17 protein-coding genes and 4 tRNA genes are annotated in these 21,164 nt (G+C 55.6%); all 21 read right to left on the bottom strand.

Features of this window, described 5'->3' with window-relative positions; genetic code table 11:
• Nucleotides 1–70: 70 nt before the first annotated feature.
• The 21 genes from rpsJ to birA all read right to left on the bottom strand — a co-directional run bounded on the left by rpsJ (nucleotide 71) and on the right by birA (nucleotide 20,968).
• Nucleotides 71–382: a 30S ribosomal protein S10 gene (rpsJ, locus tag HU762_RS23425; RefSeq protein ID WP_003186070.1), complete on the bottom strand. Its 312-nt coding sequence runs from the start codon at nucleotides 380–382 to the stop codon at nucleotides 71–73.
• A 156-nt stretch (nucleotides 383–538) separates the two neighbouring features.
• Nucleotides 539–1,732, bottom strand: a complete 1,194-nt coding sequence (tuf, locus tag HU762_RS23420; RefSeq protein WP_003186071.1) for an elongation factor Tu — start codon at nucleotides 1,730–1,732, stop codon at nucleotides 539–541.
• Between the two features lie 30 nt (nucleotides 1,733–1,762).
• Nucleotides 1,763–3,868 carry an elongation factor G gene (fusA, locus tag HU762_RS23415; RefSeq protein ID WP_186641019.1) on the bottom strand — a complete coding sequence of 702 codons (2,106 nt, stop codon included), beginning with the start codon at nucleotides 3,866–3,868 and terminating at the stop codon, nucleotides 1,763–1,765.
• A 30-nt stretch (nucleotides 3,869–3,898) separates the two neighbouring features.
• Entirely contained in the window at nucleotides 3,899–4,369 is a 471-nt protein-coding gene (rpsG, locus tag HU762_RS23410; protein WP_003186074.1) for a 30S ribosomal protein S7, read from the bottom strand.
• Between the two features lie 116 nt (nucleotides 4,370–4,485).
• Nucleotides 4,486–4,857 (bottom strand): 30S ribosomal protein S12, encoded by a 372-nt coding sequence (rpsL, locus tag HU762_RS23405; RefSeq protein ID WP_002555494.1) that lies wholly within the window; start codon nucleotides 4,855–4,857, stop codon nucleotides 4,486–4,488.
• Nucleotides 4,858–5,073: 216 nt separating this feature from the next.
• Nucleotides 5,074–9,273 carry a DNA-directed RNA polymerase subunit beta' gene (gene rpoC, locus HU762_RS23400; protein ID WP_186641017.1) on the bottom strand — a complete coding sequence of 1,400 codons (4,200 nt, stop codon included), beginning with the start codon at nucleotides 9,271–9,273 and terminating at the stop codon, nucleotides 5,074–5,076.
• A gap of 64 nt (nucleotides 9,274–9,337) precedes the next feature.
• Nucleotides 9,338–13,411 carry a DNA-directed RNA polymerase subunit beta gene (gene rpoB / locus HU762_RS23395; RefSeq protein ID WP_186641015.1) on the bottom strand — a complete coding sequence of 1,358 codons (4,074 nt, stop codon included), beginning with the start codon at nucleotides 13,409–13,411 and terminating at the stop codon, nucleotides 9,338–9,340.
• A 220-nt stretch (nucleotides 13,412–13,631) separates the two neighbouring features.
• On the bottom strand, nucleotides 13,632–13,997 hold the full coding sequence (rplL, locus tag HU762_RS23390) for a 50S ribosomal protein L7/L12 (protein ID WP_186641013.1): 366 nt from the start codon (nucleotides 13,995–13,997) through the stop codon (nucleotides 13,632–13,634).
• 78 nt (nucleotides 13,998–14,075) lie between these two features.
• Complete coding sequence (rplJ, locus tag HU762_RS23385) at nucleotides 14,076–14,576, bottom strand: 50S ribosomal protein L10 (RefSeq protein ID WP_047230484.1); 501 nt, start codon at nucleotides 14,574–14,576, stop codon at nucleotides 14,076–14,078.
• A 198-nt stretch (nucleotides 14,577–14,774) separates the two neighbouring features.
• Nucleotides 14,775–15,470, bottom strand: a complete 696-nt coding sequence (gene rplA / locus HU762_RS23380) for a 50S ribosomal protein L1 (protein WP_003186095.1) — start codon at nucleotides 15,468–15,470, stop codon at nucleotides 14,775–14,777.
• The gene (gene rplK, locus HU762_RS23375) at nucleotides 15,470–15,901 is read right to left on the bottom strand and encodes a 50S ribosomal protein L11 (RefSeq protein WP_003176435.1); all 432 of its coding nucleotides are present in this window, start codon (nucleotides 15,899–15,901) and stop codon (nucleotides 15,470–15,472) included. The genes rplA and rplK overlap by 1 nt, the downstream gene beginning before the upstream one ends.
• 117 nt (nucleotides 15,902–16,018) lie before the next feature.
• Nucleotides 16,019–16,552 (bottom strand): transcription termination/antitermination protein NusG, encoded by a 534-nt coding sequence (nusG, locus tag HU762_RS23370; RefSeq protein WP_003186097.1) that lies wholly within the window; start codon nucleotides 16,550–16,552, stop codon nucleotides 16,019–16,021.
• A gap of 9 nt (nucleotides 16,553–16,561) precedes the next feature.
• Nucleotides 16,562–16,930: a preprotein translocase subunit SecE gene (secE, locus tag HU762_RS23365; protein WP_024776457.1), complete on the bottom strand. Its 369-nt coding sequence runs from the start codon at nucleotides 16,928–16,930 to the stop codon at nucleotides 16,562–16,564.
• A gap of 45 nt (nucleotides 16,931–16,975) precedes the next feature.
• A tRNA-Trp gene (locus HU762_RS23360) sits at nucleotides 16,976–17,051 on the bottom strand.
• Nucleotides 17,052–17,104: 53 nt separating this feature from the next.
• Nucleotides 17,105–18,298 carry an elongation factor Tu gene (gene tuf / locus HU762_RS23355; RefSeq protein ID WP_003186103.1) on the bottom strand — a complete coding sequence of 398 codons (1,194 nt, stop codon included), beginning with the start codon at nucleotides 18,296–18,298 and terminating at the stop codon, nucleotides 17,105–17,107.
• An 84-nt stretch (nucleotides 18,299–18,382) separates the two neighbouring features.
• A tRNA-Thr gene (locus HU762_RS23350) sits at nucleotides 18,383–18,458 on the bottom strand.
• A gap of 26 nt (nucleotides 18,459–18,484) precedes the next feature.
• A tRNA-Gly gene (locus HU762_RS23345) sits at nucleotides 18,485–18,558 on the bottom strand.
• 24 nt (nucleotides 18,559–18,582) lie between these two features.
• Nucleotides 18,583–18,667 (bottom strand) — tRNA-Tyr (locus tag HU762_RS23340).
• 142 nt (nucleotides 18,668–18,809) lie between these two features.
• On the bottom strand, nucleotides 18,810–19,265 hold the full coding sequence (locus tag HU762_RS23335; RefSeq protein ID WP_186641011.1) for a hypothetical protein: 456 nt from the start codon (nucleotides 19,263–19,265) through the stop codon (nucleotides 18,810–18,812).
• Between the two features lie 7 nt (nucleotides 19,266–19,272).
• A complete protein-coding gene (locus tag HU762_RS23330) occupies nucleotides 19,273–20,022 on the bottom strand; it encodes a pantothenate kinase (protein WP_186641009.1) in 750 nt (249 codons plus the stop codon).
• Complete coding sequence (gene birA, locus HU762_RS23325) at nucleotides 20,012–20,968, bottom strand: bifunctional biotin--[acetyl-CoA-carboxylase] ligase/biotin operon repressor BirA (protein ID WP_186641007.1); 957 nt, start codon at nucleotides 20,966–20,968, stop codon at nucleotides 20,012–20,014. The genes HU762_RS23330 and birA overlap by 11 nt, the downstream gene beginning before the upstream one ends.
• Nucleotides 20,969–21,164 lie beyond the last annotated feature (196 nt).

Raw genomic sequence — 21,164 nt, 5'->3', positions numbered from 1 at the left:
TCATGAGTGTACGGGGCTTTCACCCGCTATGGCCGCCCATTTCAGAGCGTTACACGACTAAGACCGAGTCTTAGCCGAGGCTGATCTGCACTTCCACACCGGCCGCAAGATCGAGCTTCATAAGAGCATCAACGGTTTTATCCGTTGGCTGGACGATGTCCAGAACGCGCTTATGAGTACGGATCTCGTACTGGTCACGCGCGTCTTTGTTGACGTGCGGGGAGACCAGAACGGTGAACCGCTCTTTACGGGTAGGCAGTGGAATTGGACCACGCACTTGAGCACCAGTACGTTTCGCGGTTTCCACGATTTCCTGGGTGGATTGGTCGATCAGGCGATGGTCGAAAGCCTTCAACCTGATACGGATTTGCTGATTTTGCATTGGATTTCAGACTCCGGCTGCTATTCCCACCGGGCGCAATACGCCCGTTAAAAGGAGGCGCAATTCTATAGACGCCCCCGATAGGTGTCAACCCAATAAAAAAGCCCCCGCTGGGCGGGGGCTCTTTCAATCCATCAGAGCGAACTCAAAAAGAGCTTACTCGATGATTTTGGCTACGACGCCAGCGCCGACGGTACGACCGCCTTCACGGATAGCGAAACGCAGACCGTCTTCCATTGCGATGGTCTTGATCAGGGTGACAACCATTTTGATGTTGTCGCCTGGCATTACCATTTCAACGCCTTCCGGCAGTTCGCAGTTACCGGTCACGTCAGTGGTCCGGAAGTAGAACTGTGGACGGTAGCCTTTGAAGAACGGAGTGTGACGACCGCCTTCTTCTTTGCTCAGAACGTACACTTCAGCTTCGAACTTGGTGTGCGGCTTGACCGAACCTGGCTTAACCAGAACCTGGCCACGCTCAACGTCGTCACGCTTGGTACCACGCAGCAGAACGCCGCAGTTCTCGCCAGCACGACCTTCGTCGAGCAGCTTGCGGAACATTTCAACACCGGTGCAGGTGGTGACGGTGGTGTCACGCAGACCAACGATTTCCAGTGGATCCTGAACCTTGACGATACCGCGCTCGATACGGCCAGTCACAACAGTACCGCGACCGGAGATCGAGAATACGTCTTCGATTGGCATCAGGAACGGCTTGTCGATCACACGAACTGGTTCTGGGATGTAGCTGTCCAGAGTTTCTACCAGGCGCTTGACAGCGGTGGTACCCATTTCGTTGTCGTCTTGGCCGTTCAGAGCCATCAGAGCCGAACCGATGATGATTGGAGTGTCATCACCTGGGAAGTCGTAAGTGCTCAGCAGATCGCGCACTTCCATCTCAACCAGTTCCAGCAGCTCAGCGTCGTCAACCATGTCAGCCTTGTTCAGGAAGACAACGATGTACGGAACGCCTACCTGACGGGACAGCAGGATGTGCTCACGGGTTTGTGGCATCGGACCATCAGCGGCCGAGCAAACCAGGATCGCGCCGTCCATCTGGGCAGCACCGGTGATCATGTTCTTCACATAGTCAGCGTGACCTGGGCAGTCAACGTGAGCGTAGTGACGAATCGAAGAGTTGTACTCAACGTGCGCGGTGTTGATGGTGATACCACGAGCCTTCTCTTCCGGAGCGCTGTCGATTTTGTCGAAAGCAACAACGGCCGAACCGAAAACTTCGGAGCAGACGCGAGTCAGAGCAGCAGTCAGAGTGGTTTTACCGTGGTCAACGTGACCAATGGTGCCAACGTTGACGTGCGGTAGGGAACGATCAAATTTTTCTTTAGCCACGACAATTAACTCCTTGCCTAAAGGACTGAATCAGCCTTGTTTTTTGGTAACAGTTTCGACGATATGCGACGGAGCTGTATTGTATTTTTTGAATTCCATAGAGTAGCTTGCGCGACCCTGAGACATGGAACGAACGTCGGTTGCGTAACCGAACATTTCACCCAACGGAACCTCGGCACGAATCACTTTGCCGGAAACCGTATCTTCCATACCCAGAATCATGCCACGACGACGGTTAAGGTCGCCCATGACATCACCCATGTAGTCTTCAGGCGTAACGACTTCTACCGCCATGATCGGCTCAAGCAACTCACCACCGCCCTTCTGGGCCAGTTGCTTGGTCGCCATGGAAGCAGCCACCTTGAACGCCATCTCGTTGGAGTCGACGTCGTGGTAAGAACCATCGAACACGGTTGCCTTCAGGCCGATCAGCGGATAGCCGGCAACAACGCCGTTCTTCATCTGCTCTTCGATACCCTTCTGGATCGCCGGGATGTATTCCTTAGGAACCACACCACCTACGACTTCGTTCACGAATTGCAGACCTTCCTGACCTTCGTCAGCCGGTGCAAAACGGATCCAGCAGTGACCGAACTGGCCACGACCGCCGGATTGGCGAACGAACTTGCCTTCGATTTCACAGTTCTTCGTGATGCGCTCACGATAGGAAACCTGAGGCTTACCGATGTTGGCTTCGACGTTGAACTCACGGCGCATCCGGTCAACCAGGATGTCCAGGTGCAACTCGCCCATGCCAGAGATGATCGTTTGACCAGTCTCTTCATCAGTCTTGACGCGGAAAGACGGGTCTTCCTGAGCAAGTTTGCCCAGAGCGATACCCATTTTTTCCTGGTCGTCCTTGGTCTTAGGCTCAACGGCAACCGAAATAACCGGCTCCGGGAAGTCCATGCGAACCAGGATGATTGGCTTGTCGCCATTGCACAAAGTTTCACCCGTGGTGACGTCCTTCATGCCGATCAAGGCCGCGATGTCGCCAGCGCGCACTTCCTTGATCTCTTCGCGGGCGTTTGCGTGCATCTGCACCATACGGCCTACGCGCTCTTTCTTGCCTTTTACAGAGTTGATCACGCCGTCGCCGGAGTTCAACACACCCGAGTAAACCCGGACAAAGGTCAAGGTACCCACGAATGGGTCGGTAGCGATCTTGAACGCCAGAGCCGAGAACGGCTCGCTGTCGTCCGCATGACGCTCCAACTCGATAGTCTCGTCATCCGGGTCAGTACCCTTGATGGCAGGAATGTCGGTCGGCGCAGGCAGGAAGTCGATAACGGCGTCGAGAACCAGGGGAACACCCTTGTTCTTGAAGGAAGAACCGCAAACAGCCAGGACGATTTCACCAGCGATAGTACGCTGACGCAGAGCGGCCTTGATTTCCTCGTTGGTGAGTTCTTCACCCTCGAGGTACTTGTTCATCAGCTCTTCGTTGGCTTCGGCCGCAGCCTCAACCATGTTGCCACGCCACTTCTCGGCTTCTTCCAGCAACTCGGCAGGAATGTCCTTGCGAACAGGAACCATGCCCTTGTCGGAATCGTTCCAGTAGACAGCTTGCATGTTGATCAGATCGATCTGACCCTGGAAGTTGTCTTCGGAACCGATAGCCAGCTGGATCGGCACCGGAGTGTGACCCAGACGCTGCTTGATCTGAGCGATCACGCGCAGGAAGTTGGCGCCTGCACGGTCCATCTTGTTTACATAAACAAGACGCGGAACACCGTATTTGTTGGCTTGACGCCATACGGTTTCCGACTGAGGCTCAACACCCGAGGTGCCGCAGAAAACAACCACAGCGCCGTCGAGTACGCGTAGGGAACGTTCTACTTCAATGGTGAAGTCTACGTGGCCCGGGGTATCGATGACGTTGAAGCGGTGCTCGTCCTTGTACTGCTTCTCGGAACCCTTCCAGAAAGCGGTAATAGCAGCAGAAGTGATGGTAATACCACGCTCCTGCTCCTGCACCATCCAGTCGGTGGTCGCGGCGCCATCATGCACCTCGCCCATCTTGTGACTTTTGCCGGTGTAAAAAAGGACGCGCTCGGTGGTGGTGGTTTTACCAGCATCCACGTGAGCAACGATACCGATGTTACGGTAGCGGTTAATCGGTGTAGTACGAGCCATAAAGCCCTCGCAAATTGAGTGACGCTAAAATTAGAAGCGGTAGTGCGAGAAAGCCTTGTTGGCTTCAGCCATACGGTGCACGTCTTCACGCTTCTTAACTGCAGCACCTTTACCTTCAGCAGCGTCCAACAGTTCACCAGCCAAACGCAGGGCCATGGACTTCTCGCCGCGCTTGCGGGCGAAGTCTACCAGCCAGCGCATTGCCAGGGCGTTACGACGGGACGGACGAACTTCGACCGGAACCTGGTAAGTAGCACCGCCTACACGGCGCGACTTCACTTCGACCAGCGGAGCGATGGCGTCGAGAGCTTTCTCGAAGATTTCCAGGGGATCGCTGTTCTTGCGTTCCTTAACTTTGTCCAGTGCGCCATAAACGATACGCTCGGCAACGGCTTTCTTGCCGCTTTCCATTACGTGGTTCATGAACTTGGCGAGAATCTGGCTTCCGTATTTCGGATCGTCCAGAATCTCACGTTTGGCTGCTACGCGACGTCTTGGCATGATAAGCCCTCAAGCGGTCTTCAGGTTCGCTCGGAATCGGTGCCCTTGCGGGACGCCTCCGACCTTACTCTTATCGACTCAAAAAAATAGAAAATCAGTTTTACAAAAAGCCACTACTACTTAGGCTTCTTGGTACCGTACTTCGAACGACCCTGGTTACGACCTTTGACGCCGGAGGTATCCAAAGAACCGCGAACGGTGTGGTAACGAACACCTGGCAAGTCTTTTACACGGCCGCCACGGATCAGTACGACGCTGTGCTCTTGCAGGTTGTGGCCTTCACCGCCGATGTACGAGGAAACCTCGAAACCGTTGGTCAGGCGCACACGGCATACTTTACGCAGTGCCGAGTTAGGTTTTTTCGGCGTGGTGGTATACACACGGGTGCATACGCCACGACGTTGCGGGCAGTTCTGCAGCGCAGGCACGTCGGATTTCTCGACGATACGCTTACGCGGCTGACGTACCAGCTGGTTGATAGTTGCCATCTACTAGCTCCACTGTTGTCTTGCGACGCTATTGTCTTACAAGAAAAGCAAAATGGCAGGAACGAATTCCCGCCAAATTTAGGGGATCAAGAGTCTAAAGAGGATCTTGTCTCCAGTCAAGGCAAGGCCCCGACCTCCTCGCCCGCCGGATCTCGACAACTTGTCTCGATCCGCCGAACGGAATGACCAGGGCCAGGCTCTCAATTAGCGCAGAACTCAGTTACCGCTCGAGTTCAGTGCTTCGGTCAGTGCAGCTTCCACTTCACTGGCGCTTACGCGCAACGGCTTGTCTGCTTCACGGCGACGCTTGCGTTCGCTGTGATAGGCCAAACCGGTACCGGCCGGGATCAGACGACCCACGACCACGTTTTCTTTCAGGCCGCGCAGGTAATCGCGCTTGCCGGTTACCGCCGCTTCGGTCAGTACGCGGGTGGTTTCCTGGAAGGAAGCCGCCGAGATGAACGATTCGGTGGACAACGACGCCTTGGTGATACCCAGCAGCACGCGAGTGAACTTGGACACGAATTTGTCGTCCGCACCCAGGCGCTCGTTTTCCACCAGTACGTGAGTCAGCTCCATCTGGTCGCCCTTGATGAAACTCGAGTCGCCGGATTCAGCGATCTCGACCTTACGCAGCATCTGACGCAGGATGGTCTCGATGTGCTTGTCGTTGATCTTCACGCCTTGCAGACGGTAAACGTCCTGGATCTCGTTCACGATGTACTTGGCCAGCGCACTCACACCCAGCAGACGCAGGATGTCGTGTGGATCGCTAGGGCCGTCGGAGATAACTTCGCCGCGGTTGACCTGTTCGCCTTCGAAGACGTTCAGGTGACGCCACTTCGGAATCAGCTCTTCGTACGGATCGCTACCGTCGTTCGGGGTGATGACCAGGCGGCGCTTGCCCTTGGTCTCTTTACCGAACGCGATGGTGCCGCTGACTTCAGCCAGAATCGAGGCTTCTTTCGGACGACGGGCTTCGAACAAGTCGGCAACACGCGGCAGACCACCGGTGATGTCGCGGGTCTTCGAAGTTTCTTGCGGGATACGAGCGATAACATCACCGATCGCGATCCGCGCACCGTCCGCAACACCGACCAAGGCGTTGGCTGGCAGGAAGTACTGAGCGATTACGTCAGTGCCTGGCAGCAACAGATCCTTGCCGTTGTCGTCGACCATCTTCACAGCAGGACGGATGTCCTTGCCGGCAGCTGGACGATCTTTAGCGTCGAGTACTTCAATGTTGGTCATACCGGTCAATTCGTCAGTCTGACGCTTGATCGTGATGCCTTCTTCCATGCCCACGTAGGTCACGGTACCTTTCATTTCGGTAACGATTGGGTGGGTGTGCGGGTCCCACTTGGCCACGATGGCGCCAGCGTCGACCTTGTCACCTTCCTTCACCGAAATCACAGCACCGTACGGCAGCTTGTAGCGCTCGCGCTCACGACCGAAGTCGTCGGCAATCGCCAGCTCACCAGAACGGGACACAGCCACCAGGTGACCGTCCACGCGCTCAACGTGCTTCAGGTTATGCAGGCGAACGGTACCGCCATTCTTCACCTGGACACTGTCGGCCGCGGAGGTCCGGCTTGCCGCACCACCGATGTGGAACGTACGCATGGTCAGCTGGGTACCCGGCTCACCGATGGACTGGGCAGCGATAACGCCGACCGCTTCACCGATGTTCACCTGGTGACCACGAGCCAGGTCGCGACCGTAGCACTTGGCGCAAATACCGTAGCGGGTTTCGCAGCTGATCGGCGAACGCACGATCACTTCGTCGATGCTGTTGAGCTCGATGAATTCGACCCACTTCTCGTCAACCAGGGTGCCGGCAGGAACGATGACGTCCTCGGTACCCGGCTTGAATACGTCACGGGCGATGACACGACCCAATACGCGCTCACCCAACGGCTCTACAACGTCACCGCCTTCGATGTGCGGAGTCATTACCAGGCCATGTTCGGTGCCGCAGTCGATCTCGGTCACGACCAGATCCTGGGCAACGTCTACCAGACGACGAGTCAGGTAACCGGAGTTCGCCGTTTTCAACGCGGTATCCGCAAGACCCTTACGAGCACCGTGAGTAGAGATGAAGTACTGAAGTACGCTCAAACCTTCACGGAAGTTCGCGGTAATCGGGGTCTCGATGATGGAGCCGTCCGGCTTGGCCATCAGGCCACGCATACCGGCGAGCTGACGGATCTGCGCTGCAGAACCCCGTGCGCCCGAGTCGGCCATCATGTACATCGAGTTGAAGGATTCCTGATCGACTTCGTTACCGTGGCGGTCGATGACTTTCTCTTTCGAGAGGTTGGCCATCATCGCCTTGGACACTTCGTCGTTCGCCTTGGACCAGAGGTCGATCACCTTGTTGTACTTCTCACCCTGGGTTACCAGGCCGGACGCGTACTGGCTCTCGATCTCTTTCACTTCTTCGGTGGCAGCACCGATGATGCGGGCTTTTTCATCCGGGATAACGAAGTCGTTAACGCCGATGGAAACGCCGGAGATGGTCGAATAAGCGAAACCGGTATACATCAACTGGTCAGCGAAGATCACGGTCTCTTTCAAACCAACCACGCGGTAGCACTGGTTGATCAGCTTGGAGATCGCTTTTTTCTTCATCGGCAGGTTGACGACGTCGAACGACAGGCCAGGTGGGACAACCTGGAACAACAGCGCACGGCCGACGGTGGTGTCGACGATACGAGTGTTCTTGACGCTGCCTCCATCACGGTCGTTTACGGTTTCGTTGATCCGCACCTTGACCTTGGCATGCAGTGCGGCTTCGCCGGCACGGAACACACGGTCAACTTCCTGCAGATCCGCGAACACGCGACCTTCGCCCTTGGCGTTGATGGCTTCACGAGTCATGTAGTACAGACCCAATACAACGTCCTGGGACGGAACGATGATCGGCTCACCGTTCGCTGGCGACAGGATGTTGTTGGTCGACATCATCAACGCGCGCGCTTCCAACTGGGCTTCCAGCGTCAGCGGCACGTGCACGGCCATTTGGTCGCCGTCGAAGTCGGCGTTGTACGCAGCACAGACCAGCGGGTGCAGCTGGATAGCCTTGCCTTCGATCAGTACCGGTTCAAACGCCTGGATACCCAGACGGTGAAGGGTCGGTGCACGGTTGAGCAACACTGGGTGTTCGCGAATCACTTCGGCAAGAACGTCCCAGACCTCTGGCAGCTCGCGCTCGACCATTTTCTTGGCGGCTTTGATGGTGGTCGCGAGACCACGCATTTCCAGCTTGCCGAAAATGAACGGCTTGAACAGTTCCAGAGCCATTTTCTTAGGCAGACCGCACTGGTGCAGACGCAGGGTCGGGCCTACGGTAATTACCGAACGACCGGAGTAGTCAACACGCTTACCGAGCAAGTTCTGACGGAAACGACCTTGCTTACCCTTGATCATGTCAGCCAGGGATTTCAGAGGACGCTTGTTGGAACCAGTGATAGCGCGGCCACGACGACCGTTGTCCAGCAGTGCATCCACAGCTTCTTGCAACATACGCTTTTCGTTGCGCACGATGATGTCCGGAGCGGACAGATCGAGCAGGCGCTTCAAGCGGTTGTTACGGTTGATCACTCGACGATACAGATCGTTGAGGTCGGAAGTTGCGAAGCGACCGCCATCGAGCGGGACCAGTGGACGCAGGTCTGGCGGCAGAACCGGCAGAACGGTCAGCACCATCCACTCTGGCAGGTTGCCGGAGCCCTGGAAGGCTTCCATCAACTTCAGACGCTTGGACAGCTTCTTGATCTTGGTTTCGGAGTTGGTTTGCGGAATTTCTTCGCGCAGACGGCCAATCTCGTGCTCAAGGTCGATAGCGTGCAGCAGTTCGCGGACAGCTTCGGCACCCATGCGGGCGTCGAAATCGTCACCGAATTCTTCCAGCGCTTCGAAGTACTGCTCGTCGTTGAGCAACTGACCCTTTTCAAGGGTGGTCATGCCTGGATCGATAACGACGTAGCTCTCGAAGTAGAGAACGCGTTCGATATCACGCAGGGTCATGTCCATCAGCAGGCCGATACGGGACGGCAGCGATTTCAAGAACCAGATGTGGGCAACCGGCGAAGCCAGTTCGATGTGGGCCATGCGCTCACGACGAACTTTTGCCAGCGCGACTTCAACGCCGCACTTCTCGCAGATCACACCACGATGCTTCAAGCGCTTGTACTTACCGCACAGGCACTCGTAATCCTTTACCGGGCCAAAGATCTTGGCGCAGAACAGGCCGTCACGCTCAGGTTTGAACGTACGGTAGTTGATGGTTTCCGGCTTTTTAACTTCACCGAACGACCACGAACGGATCATCTCAGGCGAGGCCAATCCGATACGGATGGCGTCGAACTCTTCGACTTGACCCTGGTTTTTCAGCAAATTCAGTAGGTCTTTCAAGGCCTTTCCTCCTGGCGGAGCAGAGAGCGGGCAAAACAGCCCCGCTCTCGATTCGCGTCACGTGTTATTCGGTTTCCAGATCGATATCGATGCCGAGGGAACGAATTTCCTTGATCAACACGTTGAAAGACTCGGGCATGCCCGGCTCCATACGGTGATCGCCGTCCACGATGTTTTTGTACATCTTGGTCCGGCCGTTCACATCGTCCGACTTCACTGTGAGCATTTCTTGCAGAGTGTATGCAGCACCGTACGCTTCCAGTGCCCAGACCTCCATCTCCCCGAAACGCTGACCACCGAACTGCGCCTTACCACCCAGCGGCTGCTGGGTAACCAGGCTGTAAGAACCGGTAGAACGAGCGTGCATCTTGTCGTCTACCAAGTGGTTCAGCTTCAGCATGTACATGTAGCCAACGGTGACCGGGCGTTCGAATTTGTTGCCGGTACGGCCATCGAACAGCTGCATCTGGCCGCTTTCTGGCAGGTCTGCCAGTTTCAGCATGGCCTTGATTTCGCTTTCCTTGGCACCGTCGAACACCGGAGTAGCCATTGGAACGCCGCCGCGCAGGTTCTTCGCCAGATCCAGGATTTCCTGGTCGGAGAAAGTGTCCAGTTCTTCGTTGCGCCCGCCGATCTCGTTGTAGATCTCGTGCAGGAACTTACGCAGATCAGCGACCTTGCGCTGCTCTTCGATCATCCGGTTGATCTTCTCGCCCAGACCTTTGGCCGCGAGGCCCAGGTGAGTTTCGAGAATCTGACCAACGTTCATACGCGAAGGTACGCCCAACGGGTTGAGGACCACGTCGACCGGGGTGCCATTGGCATCGTGCGGCATGTCTTCAACCGGCATGATCACGGAGACCACACCCTTGTTACCGTGACGGCCGGCCATCTTGTCGCCCGGCTGGATGCGGCGACGGATTGCCAGGTAAACCTTGACGATTTTCAGCACGCCTGGAGCCAGGTCATCGCCCTGCTGCAGTTTGCGCTTCTTGTCTTCGAATTTGTCGTCCAGCAGACGGCGGCGATCAACGATGTAGGCCTGGGCCTTCTCGAGCTGCTCGTTCAGAGCATCTTCAGCCATGCGCAGTTTGAACCACTGGCCATGCTCAAGACCGTCGAGAACTTCGTCGGTGATTTCCTGACCTTTCTTCAGGCCTGCGCCGCCTTCGGCTTTGTGGCCAACCAGTGCGGAGCGCAGACGTTCGAAAGTTGCGCCTTCGACAATACGGAACTCTTCGTTCAGGTCCTTGCGGATCTCGTCGAGCTGAGTCTTCTCGATGGACAGTGCACGAGCATCACGCTCAACACCGTCGCGAGTGAAGACCTGTACGTCGATGACGGTACCCTTGGTGCCAGTCGGCACACGCAGGGAGGTGTCTTTAACGTCGCTGGCTTTTTCACCGAAGATGGCACGCAGCAGTTTTTCTTCCGGCGTCAGCTGGGTCTCGCCTTTCGGAGTGACCTTGCCCACCAGGATGTCGCCTGCGCCTACTTCGGCACCTACATAAACGATACCGGCTTCGTCCAGTTTGTTCAGTGCAGCTTCACCCACGTTCGGGATGTCTGCAGTGATTTCTTCTGGGCCAAGCTTGGTGTCACGGGCCACACAGGTCAGTTCCTGAATGTGGATCGTGGTAAAGCGGTCTTCTTGAACAACTCGTTCCGACAGGCAGATGGAGTCTTCAAAGTTGTAACCGTTCCAGGCCATGAACGCGATGCGCATGTTCTGACCCAACGCCAGCTCACCCATGTCGGTGGACGGGCCGTCAGCCATGATGTCGCTACGCTGAACCCGATCACCTTTACGCACCAGCGGACGTTGGTTGATGCAAGTGTTCTGGTTGGAGCGGGTGTACTTGGTCAGGTTGTAGATGTCGACACCGGCTTCGCCAGTTTCTACTTCGTCATCAGCAACACGAACCACGATACGGCTGGCGTCGACGGAATCGATCACACCACCACGACGCGCCACAACGCAAACGCCGGAGTCACGGGCAACGTTACGCTCCATGCCGGTACCGACCAGCGGCTTGTCGGCACGCAGGGTAGGCACAGCCTGACGCTGCATGTTCGAACCCATCAACGCACGGTTGGCGTCGTCGTGCTCGAGGAACGGGATCAGCGACGCTGCAACCGAAACTACCTGCTTCGGCGATACGTCCATCAAGGTGACGTCTTCCGGCGCCTTGACGGTGAACTCGTTCAAGTGACGAACAGCTACCAGCTCGTCGATCAGCATTTTCTTATCGTTCATCGTGGCCGAAGCCTGAGCGATCACGTGATCAGCTTCTTCGATGGCGGACAGGAAGACGATCTCGTCGGTGACCAGAGCGTCTTTCACCACGCGATACGGGCTTTCGAGGAAGCCGTACTGGTTGGTGCGCGCGTAGGCCGCCAGGGAGTTGATCAGACCGATGTTCGGACCTTCCGGCGTTTCAATCGGGCACACACGACCGTAGTGAGTCGGGTGTACGTCACGAACTTCAAAGCCTGCGCGCTCACGGGTCAGACCGCCCGGGCCGAGTGCGGAGACACGACGCTTGTGGGTGATCTCGGACAGCGGGTTGTTCTGGTCCATGAACTGGGACAGCTGGCTCGAACCGAAGAACTCTTTCACAGCCGCAGCCACTGGCTTGGCGTTGATCAGGTCTTGCGGCATCAGGCCTTCGCTTTCAGCCATCGACAGACGTTCCTTGACCGCGCGCTCAACACGCACCAGGCCAACACGGAACTGGTTCTCGGCCATCTCGCCTACGCAGCGAACACGACGGTTACCCAGGTGGTCGATGTCATCGACGATGCCTTTGCCGTTACGGATGTCGACGAGAGTCTTCAATACCGCAACGATATCGTCCTTGTTCAGTACGCCCGAACCTTCGATTTCTGTACGACCGATACGACGGTTGAACTTCATCCGGCCGACCGCAGACAGGTCATAGCGCTCAGGGCTGAAGAACAGGTTGTTGAACAGGGTCTCGGCTGCGTCCTTGGTTGGCGGCTCGCCAGGACGCATCATGCGATAGATTTCGACCAGGGCTTCCAACTGGTTGCCGGTGGAGTCGATCTTCAGCGTGTCGGAGATGAACGGGCCACAGTCGATATCGTTGGTGTAGAGAGTTTCGATGCGAACGACCTGGGCCTTGGCGATTTTTGCCAGGATCTCAGTGTTCAGCTCGGTGTTGCACTCTGCCAGGATTTCGCCGGTGGCTGGATGCACGATGACCTTGGCGGTGGTGCGACCCAGGACGTAGTCCAGAGGCACCTGCAGCTCTTTGATCCCGGCTTTTTCCAGCTGGTTGATGTGGCGAGCGGTGATTCGACGACCCTGCTCGACAATAACCTTGCCTTTGTCATCGAGGATATCGAGGACCGCGATTTCACCGCGCAGGCGCTGAGGCACCAGTTCCAGGCTGAGGTTTTCACCTTGCACATGGAAGACGTTGGTGGTGTAGAACGCGTCCAGCACTTCTTCGGTGGTATAGCCGAGCGCGCGCAGCAGTACCGATGCAGGCAGCTTGCGACGACGGTCGATACGCACGAATACGCAGTCTTTCGGGTCGAACTCGAAGTCCAGCCACGAACCGCGGTAAGGAATGATGCGCGCGGAGTAAAGCAGTTTGCCGGAGCTGTGCGTCTTGCCACGGTCATGGTCGAAGAACACGCCCGGAGAACGGTGCAGCTGGGAAACGATTACACGCTCGGTACCGTTGATTACGAAGGTACCGTTCTCAGTCATCAGGGGGATTTCACCCATGTAGACTTCTTGCTCTTTGATGTCCTTGATCGCTTTGTTCGACGATTCTTTGTCGAAAATGATCAGGCGCACTTTTACCCGCAAAGGTACGGCGTAAGTAACACCGCGCAATACGCATTCTTTGACATCAAATGCCGGTTCGCCCAGGCGATAACCGACGTACTCCAGCGCAGCATTGCCGGAGTAGCTGATGATCGGGAAAACGGATTTGAAGGCCGCATGCAGGCCCACGTCGCGGAACTGATCTTTAGTCGCTCCCGCTTGCAAGAATTCACGATACGAATCCAGCTGGATGGCCAGGAGGTACGGCACATCCATGACGTCCGGCAACTTGCTAAAGTCCTTGCGGATACGTTTTTTCTCAGTATATGAGTAAGCCATCAGCGTTCCCCAGCTTGGTCACCTGCTTGTTTGGCCCCTCCCGACGGGAGCAGCCAGAAAATCGTGCAAACCCCATGGTTTGCGCCACCACATCGGGTGGTTACAGCTCGCGATCAGCACCGACCCAGTCGGCTGCCAATAACGGAAAAAGGCCGGTGGCAAGAGCCACCAGCCATCAGCCTGTCGCTTAACGCTCGGGCTGGAGACGCAAAGTCGATGCTTACTTCAGCTCGACTTTAGCGCCCGCTTCTTCCAGAGTGGCTTTGGCTTTGTCAGCTGCGTCTTTCGAAACAGCTTCCAGTACCACGCCAGGCGCGCCGTCAACTACAGCCTTGGCTTCTTTCAGGCCCAGACCGGTCAGTTCACGTACAGCCTTGATCACGTTTACTTTCTTCTCGCCAGCTTCGGTCAGCATGACGTTGAATTCGGTTTGCTCTTCAACAACGGCGGCAGCAGCAGCTGGACCAGCGGAAGCAGCGGCAGCGGAAACGCCGAATTTTTCTTCGAAAGCTTTGATCAGCTCAACAACCTGCAGAACCGACATTTCAGCTACGGCGTTGAGGATATCGTCTTGGGAGATAGACATTACTGTATTTCCTGAATTGGGGGACGGCCTACGCGGCCATCGAAATAAACAAAAAAGCGCGAGAGAAAGTGCTCAGCCTTAGGCTGCGGCAGCTTCTTTTTGCTCGCGAACTGCAGCCAGAGTACGAGCCAGCTTGCTGGTAGCGCCTTGAATCACGCTCATCAGCTGCGAAATGGCTTCGTCGCGGGTCGGCAGTGTTGCCAGTACATCGATCTGATTAGCTGCGAGGAACTTGCCCTCGAACGCAGCTGCCTTGATCTCGAACTTATCCTGACCCTTGGCGAACTCCTTGAACAAACGGGCAGCAGCGCCTGGATGATCCTTGGAGAACGCGATCAGGGTCGGGCCGGTGAACACGTCGTTGAGAACACTGTATTCAGTGTCAGCAACAGCGCGCTTGAGCAAGGTGTTACGTACGACACGTACATAAACACCAGCTTCACGGGCCTCTTTACGGAGTCCGGTCATTGCGCCTACTGTTACGCCACGGGCATCAGCCACGACAGCGGACAGAGCGACTTTGGCAGCCTCGTTGACTTCAGCGACGATGGCCTTCTTGTCTTCGAGATTAATTGCCACGGGTTTAACTCCTGCTTGTTACCGTTTCATTCGGTCGAAACCGAATGTCGTTTTGGTGTCTGATTCGGTAAGGAACCGGGAGCACCATCTGCGTAGGCTTGTGGTTTAAGACTTGCGTCGCCTACGGTCTTGGACAGCCCCCGCCAGGCAGGGACCCCAATTTTTCAATTGGCGCAATCGCTTGCGCCAACCTGAGTCTTACGCGTCGAGCGAGCTCTGATCGATAACCAGACCTGGGCCCATAGTGGTGCTCAGGGTAACGCGCTTGACGTAGATACCTTTCGAAGAAGCTGGCTTGATACGCTTCAGATCAGCGATCAGGGCTTCAACGTTTTCCTTCAGCTTGACGGCGTCAAAGCCGATCTTGCCAACGGAAGTGTGGATAATGCCGTTCTTGTCGGTGCGATAACGAACCTGACCAGCCTTGGCGTTTTTAACCGCGGTGGCTACGTCTGGCGTTACGGTGCCGACTTTAGGGTTAGGCATCAGACCACGTGGACCGAGGATCTGACCCAACTGACCTACAACGCGCATGGCATCCGGGGATGCGATCACTACGTCGTAGTTCAGGTCGCCGCCTTTCATTTCAGCAGCCAGATCGTCCATGCCAACACGGTCAGCACCAGCAGCCAGAGCAGCTTCAGCTGCTGGGCCCTGGGTGAACACGGCAACACGTACGGTCTTGCCAGTGCCGTGTGGCAGCACGGTAGCGCTACGAACGACCTGGTCGGATTTACGTGGGTCAACACCCAGGTTCACAGCAACGTCGAAAGACTCGCTGAACTTGACAGTCGACAGCTCGGCCAGCAGAGCGGCGGCGTCTACAAAGTTGTAGGCCTTGCCTGCTTCGATTTTGCCGGCGATAGCCTTTTGACGCTTGGTCAGCTTAGCCATTACACACCCTCCACGTTAAGGCCCATGCTACGAGCAGAACCGGCGATAGTACGCACGGCTGCATCCATATCAGCTGCAGTCAGATCCGCGTTTTTGGTCTTCGCGATCTCTTCCAGCTGAGCACGGGTAACGGTGCCAACCTTAACGGTGTTTGGACGAGCGGAACCGCTGGTCAAACCTGCAGCCTTCTTCAGCAGAACCGAAGCAGGGGTGCTTTTTGTTTCGAAAGTGAAGCTACGGTCGCTGTAGACAGTGATGATCACTGGAGTCGGCAGACCTGGCTCAAGACCCTGGGTACGGGCGTTGAAAGCCTTGCAGAATTCCATGATGTTCACGCCGTGCTGACCCAGCGCAGGACCAACAGGTGGGCTTGGGTTAGCCTGAGCGGCCTTCACTTGCAGCTTGATGTAAGCGGTAATCTTCTTGGCCATGAGGCACTCCAATTACGGGTTCTAACGCCTCGAAAGGCTCCCCGGTTGCTTGCGCGTTTATCCCAGTGACGACAAAACCCCACAGCCTAGGGCTGCGGGGTTGGGATGCCTGTTCAATCAGACCTTTTCGACCTGGCTGAACTCTAGCTCTACCGGAGTAGAGCGACCGAAAATGAGCACTGCCACTTGGATCCGGCTCTTTTCGTAGTTAACCTCTTCAACCGTGCCATTGAAATCAGCGAATGGACCGTCGGTGACGCGCACAACTTCACCCGGCTCAAACAGTGTTTTCGGCTTCGGCTTATCGCTACCATCAGCGACACGACGCAGAATCGCTTCTGCTTCTTTATCTGTGATCGGCGCAGGCTTGTCGGCGGTACCGCCAATGAAGCCCATCACCCGAGGGGTATCCTTGACCAAGTGCCAAGTCCCTTCGTTCATGTCCATCTGTACCAGCACGTAGCCCGGAAAGAACTTGCGTTCACTTTTGCGCTTCTGGCCATTACGCATCTCAACCACTTCTTCAGTGGGGACCAGAATTTCGCCAAAGCCATCTTCCATGCCAGCCAGCTTTACGCGCTCGACCAACGAGCGCATAACATGCTTCTCGTAACCCGAGTAAGCATGCACAACGTACCAACGCTTAGCCACGGGACACCCTTAGCCAACAATCAAGGAAACAAGCCAGCCGAGCAGGGAATCAAGCCCCCACAACAGCAACGCCATTACCAGAACAACAGCCACAACGATCAACGTGGTCTGCGTGGTTTCTTGGCGAGTCGGCCATACGACTTTACGGATCTCGGTGCGAGCTTCCTTAGCGAGTACAAAGAACGACTTACCCTTGGCCGTCTGCAACCCTACAAAGGCAGCAACAGCAGCAATAGCAAGCAATGCAAGTACACGGTACAGGATCGGCGAAGCAGAAAAATACTGATTGCCAACAACGCCAACAACCACCAAAGCGACTACTACTAGCCACTTGAGCAGATCGAAGCGAGAGCCTTGAGCTTCAGCTTTAGGAGTCATCTATGAAGATCCTGTGAAAAGAAAGCCAGACACACCAAGTGAATCTGGCAGGTCAGGAGGGAATCGAACCCCCAACCTACGGTTTTGGAGACCGTCGCTCTGCCAATTGAGCTACTGACCTAAAACAAAATCAGGCCGACCATTATGCCGGCCCGAAAAAGACATTACAACTGTTTACTCGATGACTTTGGCTACGACGCCGGCGCCGACGGTACGACCGCCTTCACGGATAGCGAAACGCAGACCGTCTTCCATCGCGATGGTCTTGATCAGAGTGACAGTCATCTGGATGTTGTCACCTGGCATTACCATTTCAACACCTTCTGGCAGCTCGCAGTTACCAGTCACGTCAGTTGTACGGAAGTAGAACTGTGGACGGTAGCCCTTGAAGAACGGTGTATGACGACCGCCTTCTTCCTTGCTCAGAACGTAAACTTCTGCGGTGAACTTGGTGTGCGGCTTGACGGTGCCTGGCTTGACCAGAACCTGGCCACGCTCAACGTCGTCACGCTTGGTGCCGCGCAGCAGTACGCCGCAGTTCTCGCCTGCACGACCTTCATCGAGCAGCTTGCGGAACATTTCAACGCCAGTGCAGGTAGTTTTCTGAGTATCGCGCAAACCAACGATCTCAACTTCTTCCTGGATACGGACGATGCCACGCTCAACACGACCAGTCACAACAGTGCCGCGACCGGAGATCGAGAATACGTCTTCGATTGGCATCAGGAACGGCTTGTCGATAGCACGCTCAGGCTCTGGGATGTAGCTATCCAGAGTCTCAACTAGCTTCTTGACCGCAGTGGTACCCATTTCGTTGTCATCTTGGCCGTTCAGAGCCATCAGAGCCGAACCAATGATGATTGGAGTGTCATCACCTGGGAAGTCGTAAGTGCTCAGCAGATCGCGCACTTCCATCTCAACCAGCTCCAGCAGCTCGGCATCGTCAACCATGTCAGCCTTGTTCAGGAAGACAACGATGTACGGAACGCCTACCTGACGGGACAGCAGGATGTGCTCACGAGTTTGTGGCATCGGACCATCAGCGGCCGAGCAAACCAGGATCGCGCCGTCCATCTGGGCAGCACCGGTGATCATGTTTTTTACGTAGTCGGCGTGACCTGGGCAGTCAACGTGTGCGTAGTGACGCACGGCCGAATCGTATTCAACGTGAGCGGTGTTGATGGTGATACCGCGAGCTTTTTCTTCCGGGGCGCTGTCGATCTTGTCGAAGTCAACCTTCGCCGAACCGAATACTTCGGAACAGACACGGGTCAGAGCGGCAGTCAGAGTGGTTTTACCGTGATCGACGTGACCAATGGTACCAACGTTGACGTGCGGCTTATTACGTTCGAACTTTTCCTTAGCCATCGAAATCACCCCTAGGAGAAGAATTTAGCAAGTCAAACAAGCCATTAAAACAAAGGCAGATATTTTCATATCTGCCTTGTAATATGGAGCTCTTGAGCGGATTTGAACCGCTGACCTCACCCTTACCAAGGGTGTGCTCTACCAACTGAGCTACAAGAGCAAAACGCTTTGCACAACCTGCAAACTTGGAGCGGGTAGCGGGAATCGAACCCGCATCATCAGCTTGGAAGGCTGAGGTTCTACCACTAAACTATACCCGCGGAGCTTGCAGCTCACGCTAAAAATGGTGGAGGGGGAAGGATTCGAACCTTCGAAGTCGTAGACGTCAGATTTACAGTCTGATCCCTTTGGCCGCTCGGGAACCCCTCCTAAGCGAGCCGGCATTCTATATCATGCCAGCCTTCTGTCAAGCATTTTCTCATTAAAAACCTGAGGTTAGCTGCGTTGACCACGCTTCGTATCGCTACCCCTTAAGGGTCTTCGCTGCGAAGCGGGCGCCATTCTATGCAAACTACCCAGCAGGTGCAACCCCTTCACAGGGCATTATTTTATGTTTTAACTCATTGAATTCTTTGGAAAGGTTTTGGATCGTCGTGTCACTCAATTTTCCCGCGCTTTCCGAGGGAATCTGAAGCCAGAATGCCCCACTTTCCGGCGAGTCTGGGGAGGCCAACGTGACGGGACGCGCTGCAACCCCCAACGAAGCCAACCGCTGCTCCAGTAGCCTGGCTGATTCCGGGCGCAAAGAACCGCCCAGATAACTACAAGTCTTGCGCGCTTCACCCGTTTTGCCTGTGTCTCGCCGGACAAGCGAATCTGCCGTCTCGCTCAAGAGATGAATATCCTGCTGCGAACCGCGATACAAACTCAGCGGAGTAACGTCCTTGGCACGAAGCGGGGCCTCTTGCTGATGCCAGATGTAGTAGAAGCCATTCAAAACCAGCAACAAAAGAAACAGCCACCGCATAGAAACCTCAAGACAAAGGACAGGCCATCGCCAAACCAACAAAGACCAGGTCAGGCGCGACCTTGGCATCAGGAACAACCCCGGAAACCAGCCCGGCGTCCCCTCCCGTTAAAAACACCTCGAAATCCTTTCCCCAATATTGCTTTGCCAATTCAAGTTGCGTCAGGACAAATCCCCTGAGCATCAGCATACAGCCACGCTCAACCGCCTCCACCGTCGCCCTACCCGGCGCGAGACTCTCGTGAGCTCGCTCGGCAGCAGTATCGTCATACCGAATTCGCCGCGTATGGGTACGCAATTGATTACGCATCAAAGGCATACCAGGACAAATAAATCCGCCCAGATGCTCACCGTCCGCCGCCACGAAGTCCGCCGTAACAGCCGTGCCAAAATCAAGTACAAGGCACGCCCCGGATGCGAGATGGAAGCCGCCAAGCAAGGCTAGCCATCGATCGAGACCTAATCGCTCATATTCCTCGTAACCGTTCTTCACACCCGCCATGTCCCGAGCGGGCACAGCACGAGCCACCGACACCCCAAACGCACCCACGAGAGAGGCAACCAGGGAATCAGTTTCGTCAGGGGTTCTGACACTTACAAGGCGGCACTTTTCCAGCTGAAATTTCTCAGCATCACTCAGGCTTGCCAGCAGGTCATCGTCAGAACTGACTACGCCCCCTTCGACAGGCGTCACGCCATCGGAGCGAAGGACGCGCCACTTGATAAAGCTATTGCCGCAATCGAGCTCAAGAATCATCACGCAACCTCAAACTGAGCTCACCGCCGCTAAAAATTTTCTCCACACCATCCACCTTCAAGCGCAGCGCACCCTGACGGTCGATACCCATCACCACCCCGTCAATTTGATTGGCACCTGCAATCAACGAAACGGCCTTTCCCTGCCACAAGTGGAAGTGCTCCCACTCTTGCTGAATCGCTGCAAACCCAGATACCTGGTGCAGTGTCAGATAGTGCTGGAGCTTCGCGCTCAAGCGCGCCACCAGCTCGTTTCGATCAAAATCCCGACCTGCTTCCAAACTCATGGACGTCCATTGCTGATCAACCTCATCAGTCGACCGCATATTCACATTGATTCCTACGCCCAGGACAACATGACAAACATCGGCCGGGTCTCCCACCAATTCAAGCAGAATACCTGCGATTTTTTTCTCACCAACCAGGACATCGTTGGGCCATTTGAGCCCTGCATTCATGCCGCCCAGGTCGCACAATGTCTGCATGACGGCGAGTCCGACAACGAGACTCAGGCCTTCGATCTGCCGCATGCCGCCTTCGATGCGCAACACCAAGCTATAGTAGAGGTTGTCAGCGAATGGACTGACCCACTTACGGCCTCGACGACCACGACCCGCTATCTGGCGTTCGGCCAAGACCAAGAAGGGCGCCGCCATACCACGCTCTATAGCGCGCAAAGCTTCGGCATTGGTGGAGTCGATGGAATCATGTATTTGGACAGGCCACTCGAACCCTTCTTTCGAGACAATTTCGGCCGCATCCAAAAGCAACAGCGGTCTTGCCAACTGATACCCCCTGCCTCGGACCTTATGGACAGATAATCCTAGCTCCGCCTCCAGATGCTGTAATTGCTTCCACACCGCGCTACGGCTGATGCCCAACCCCGCACCCAGCGCCTGACCTGAATGGAAGCGGCCGTCCTTCAGAAGTTTTAGCAACGTAAGCATACGAACTGCGCCTGATAAGGAGGCCCGCATGATAGCCATGCACAAGGCAGTTGCATAGAAACACCAAACTTGCTTTTCTACAGGCAAAACAAAACCCCTACCTGCGTCAGCAGATAGGGGTTTCGGAATTTAATCTTGACGATGACCTACTCTCACATGGGGAAACCCCACACTACCATCGGCGATGCATCGTTTC

Source organism: Pseudomonas sp. SWRI92, assembly GCF_014268685.1.
Taxonomy (GTDB): Bacteria; Pseudomonadota; Gammaproteobacteria; order Pseudomonadales; family Pseudomonadaceae; genus Aquipseudomonas; species Aquipseudomonas marvdashtae.
Note: the sequence above shows the minus strand (reverse complement) of the source record. Positions and strands in the feature narration are given on the sequence as shown.

What these genes read in the sequence shown, in the direction of transcription:
- tuf (WP_003186103.1), bottom strand. Translation starts at nt 18,298, where the DNA reads ATGGCTAAGGAAAAGTTCGAACGTAATAAGCCGCACGTCAACGTTGGT.
- rpsJ (WP_003186070.1), bottom strand. Translation starts at nt 382, where the DNA reads ATGCAAAATCAGCAAATCCGTATCAGGTTGAAGGCTTTCGACCATCGC.
- rpsG (WP_003186074.1), bottom strand. Translation starts at nt 4,369, where the DNA reads ATGCCAAGACGTCGCGTAGCAGCCAAACGTGAGATTCTGGACGATCCG.
- fusA (WP_186641019.1), bottom strand. Translation starts at nt 3,868, where the DNA reads ATGGCTCGTACTACACCGATTAACCGCTACCGTAACATCGGTATCGTT.
- rplL (WP_186641013.1), bottom strand. Translation starts at nt 13,997, where the DNA reads ATGTCTATCTCCCAAGACGATATCCTCAACGCCGTAGCTGAAATGTCG.
- rpoB (WP_186641015.1), bottom strand. Translation starts at nt 13,411, where the DNA reads ATGGCTTACTCATATACTGAGAAAAAACGTATCCGCAAGGACTTTAGC.
- HU762_RS23335 (WP_186641011.1), bottom strand. Translation starts at nt 19,265, where the DNA reads ATGCGGTGGCTGTTTCTTTTGTTGCTGGTTTTGAATGGCTTCTACTAC.
- birA (WP_186641007.1), bottom strand. Translation starts at nt 20,968, where the DNA reads ATGCTTACGTTGCTAAAACTTCTGAAGGACGGCCGCTTCCATTCAGGT.
- secE (WP_024776457.1), bottom strand. Translation starts at nt 16,930, where the DNA reads ATGACTCCTAAAGCTGAAGCTCAAGGCTCTCGCTTCGATCTGCTCAAG.
- rplK (WP_003176435.1), bottom strand. Translation starts at nt 15,901, where the DNA reads ATGGCCAAGAAGATTACCGCTTACATCAAGCTGCAAGTGAAGGCCGCT.
- HU762_RS23330 (WP_186641009.1), bottom strand. Translation starts at nt 20,022, where the DNA reads ATGATTCTTGAGCTCGATTGCGGCAATAGCTTTATCAAGTGGCGCGTC.
- rplA (WP_003186095.1), bottom strand. Translation starts at nt 15,470, where the DNA reads ATGGCTAAGCTGACCAAGCGTCAAAAGGCTATCGCCGGCAAAATCGAA.
- rpsL (WP_002555494.1), bottom strand. Translation starts at nt 4,857, where the DNA reads ATGGCAACTATCAACCAGCTGGTACGTCAGCCGCGTAAGCGTATCGTC.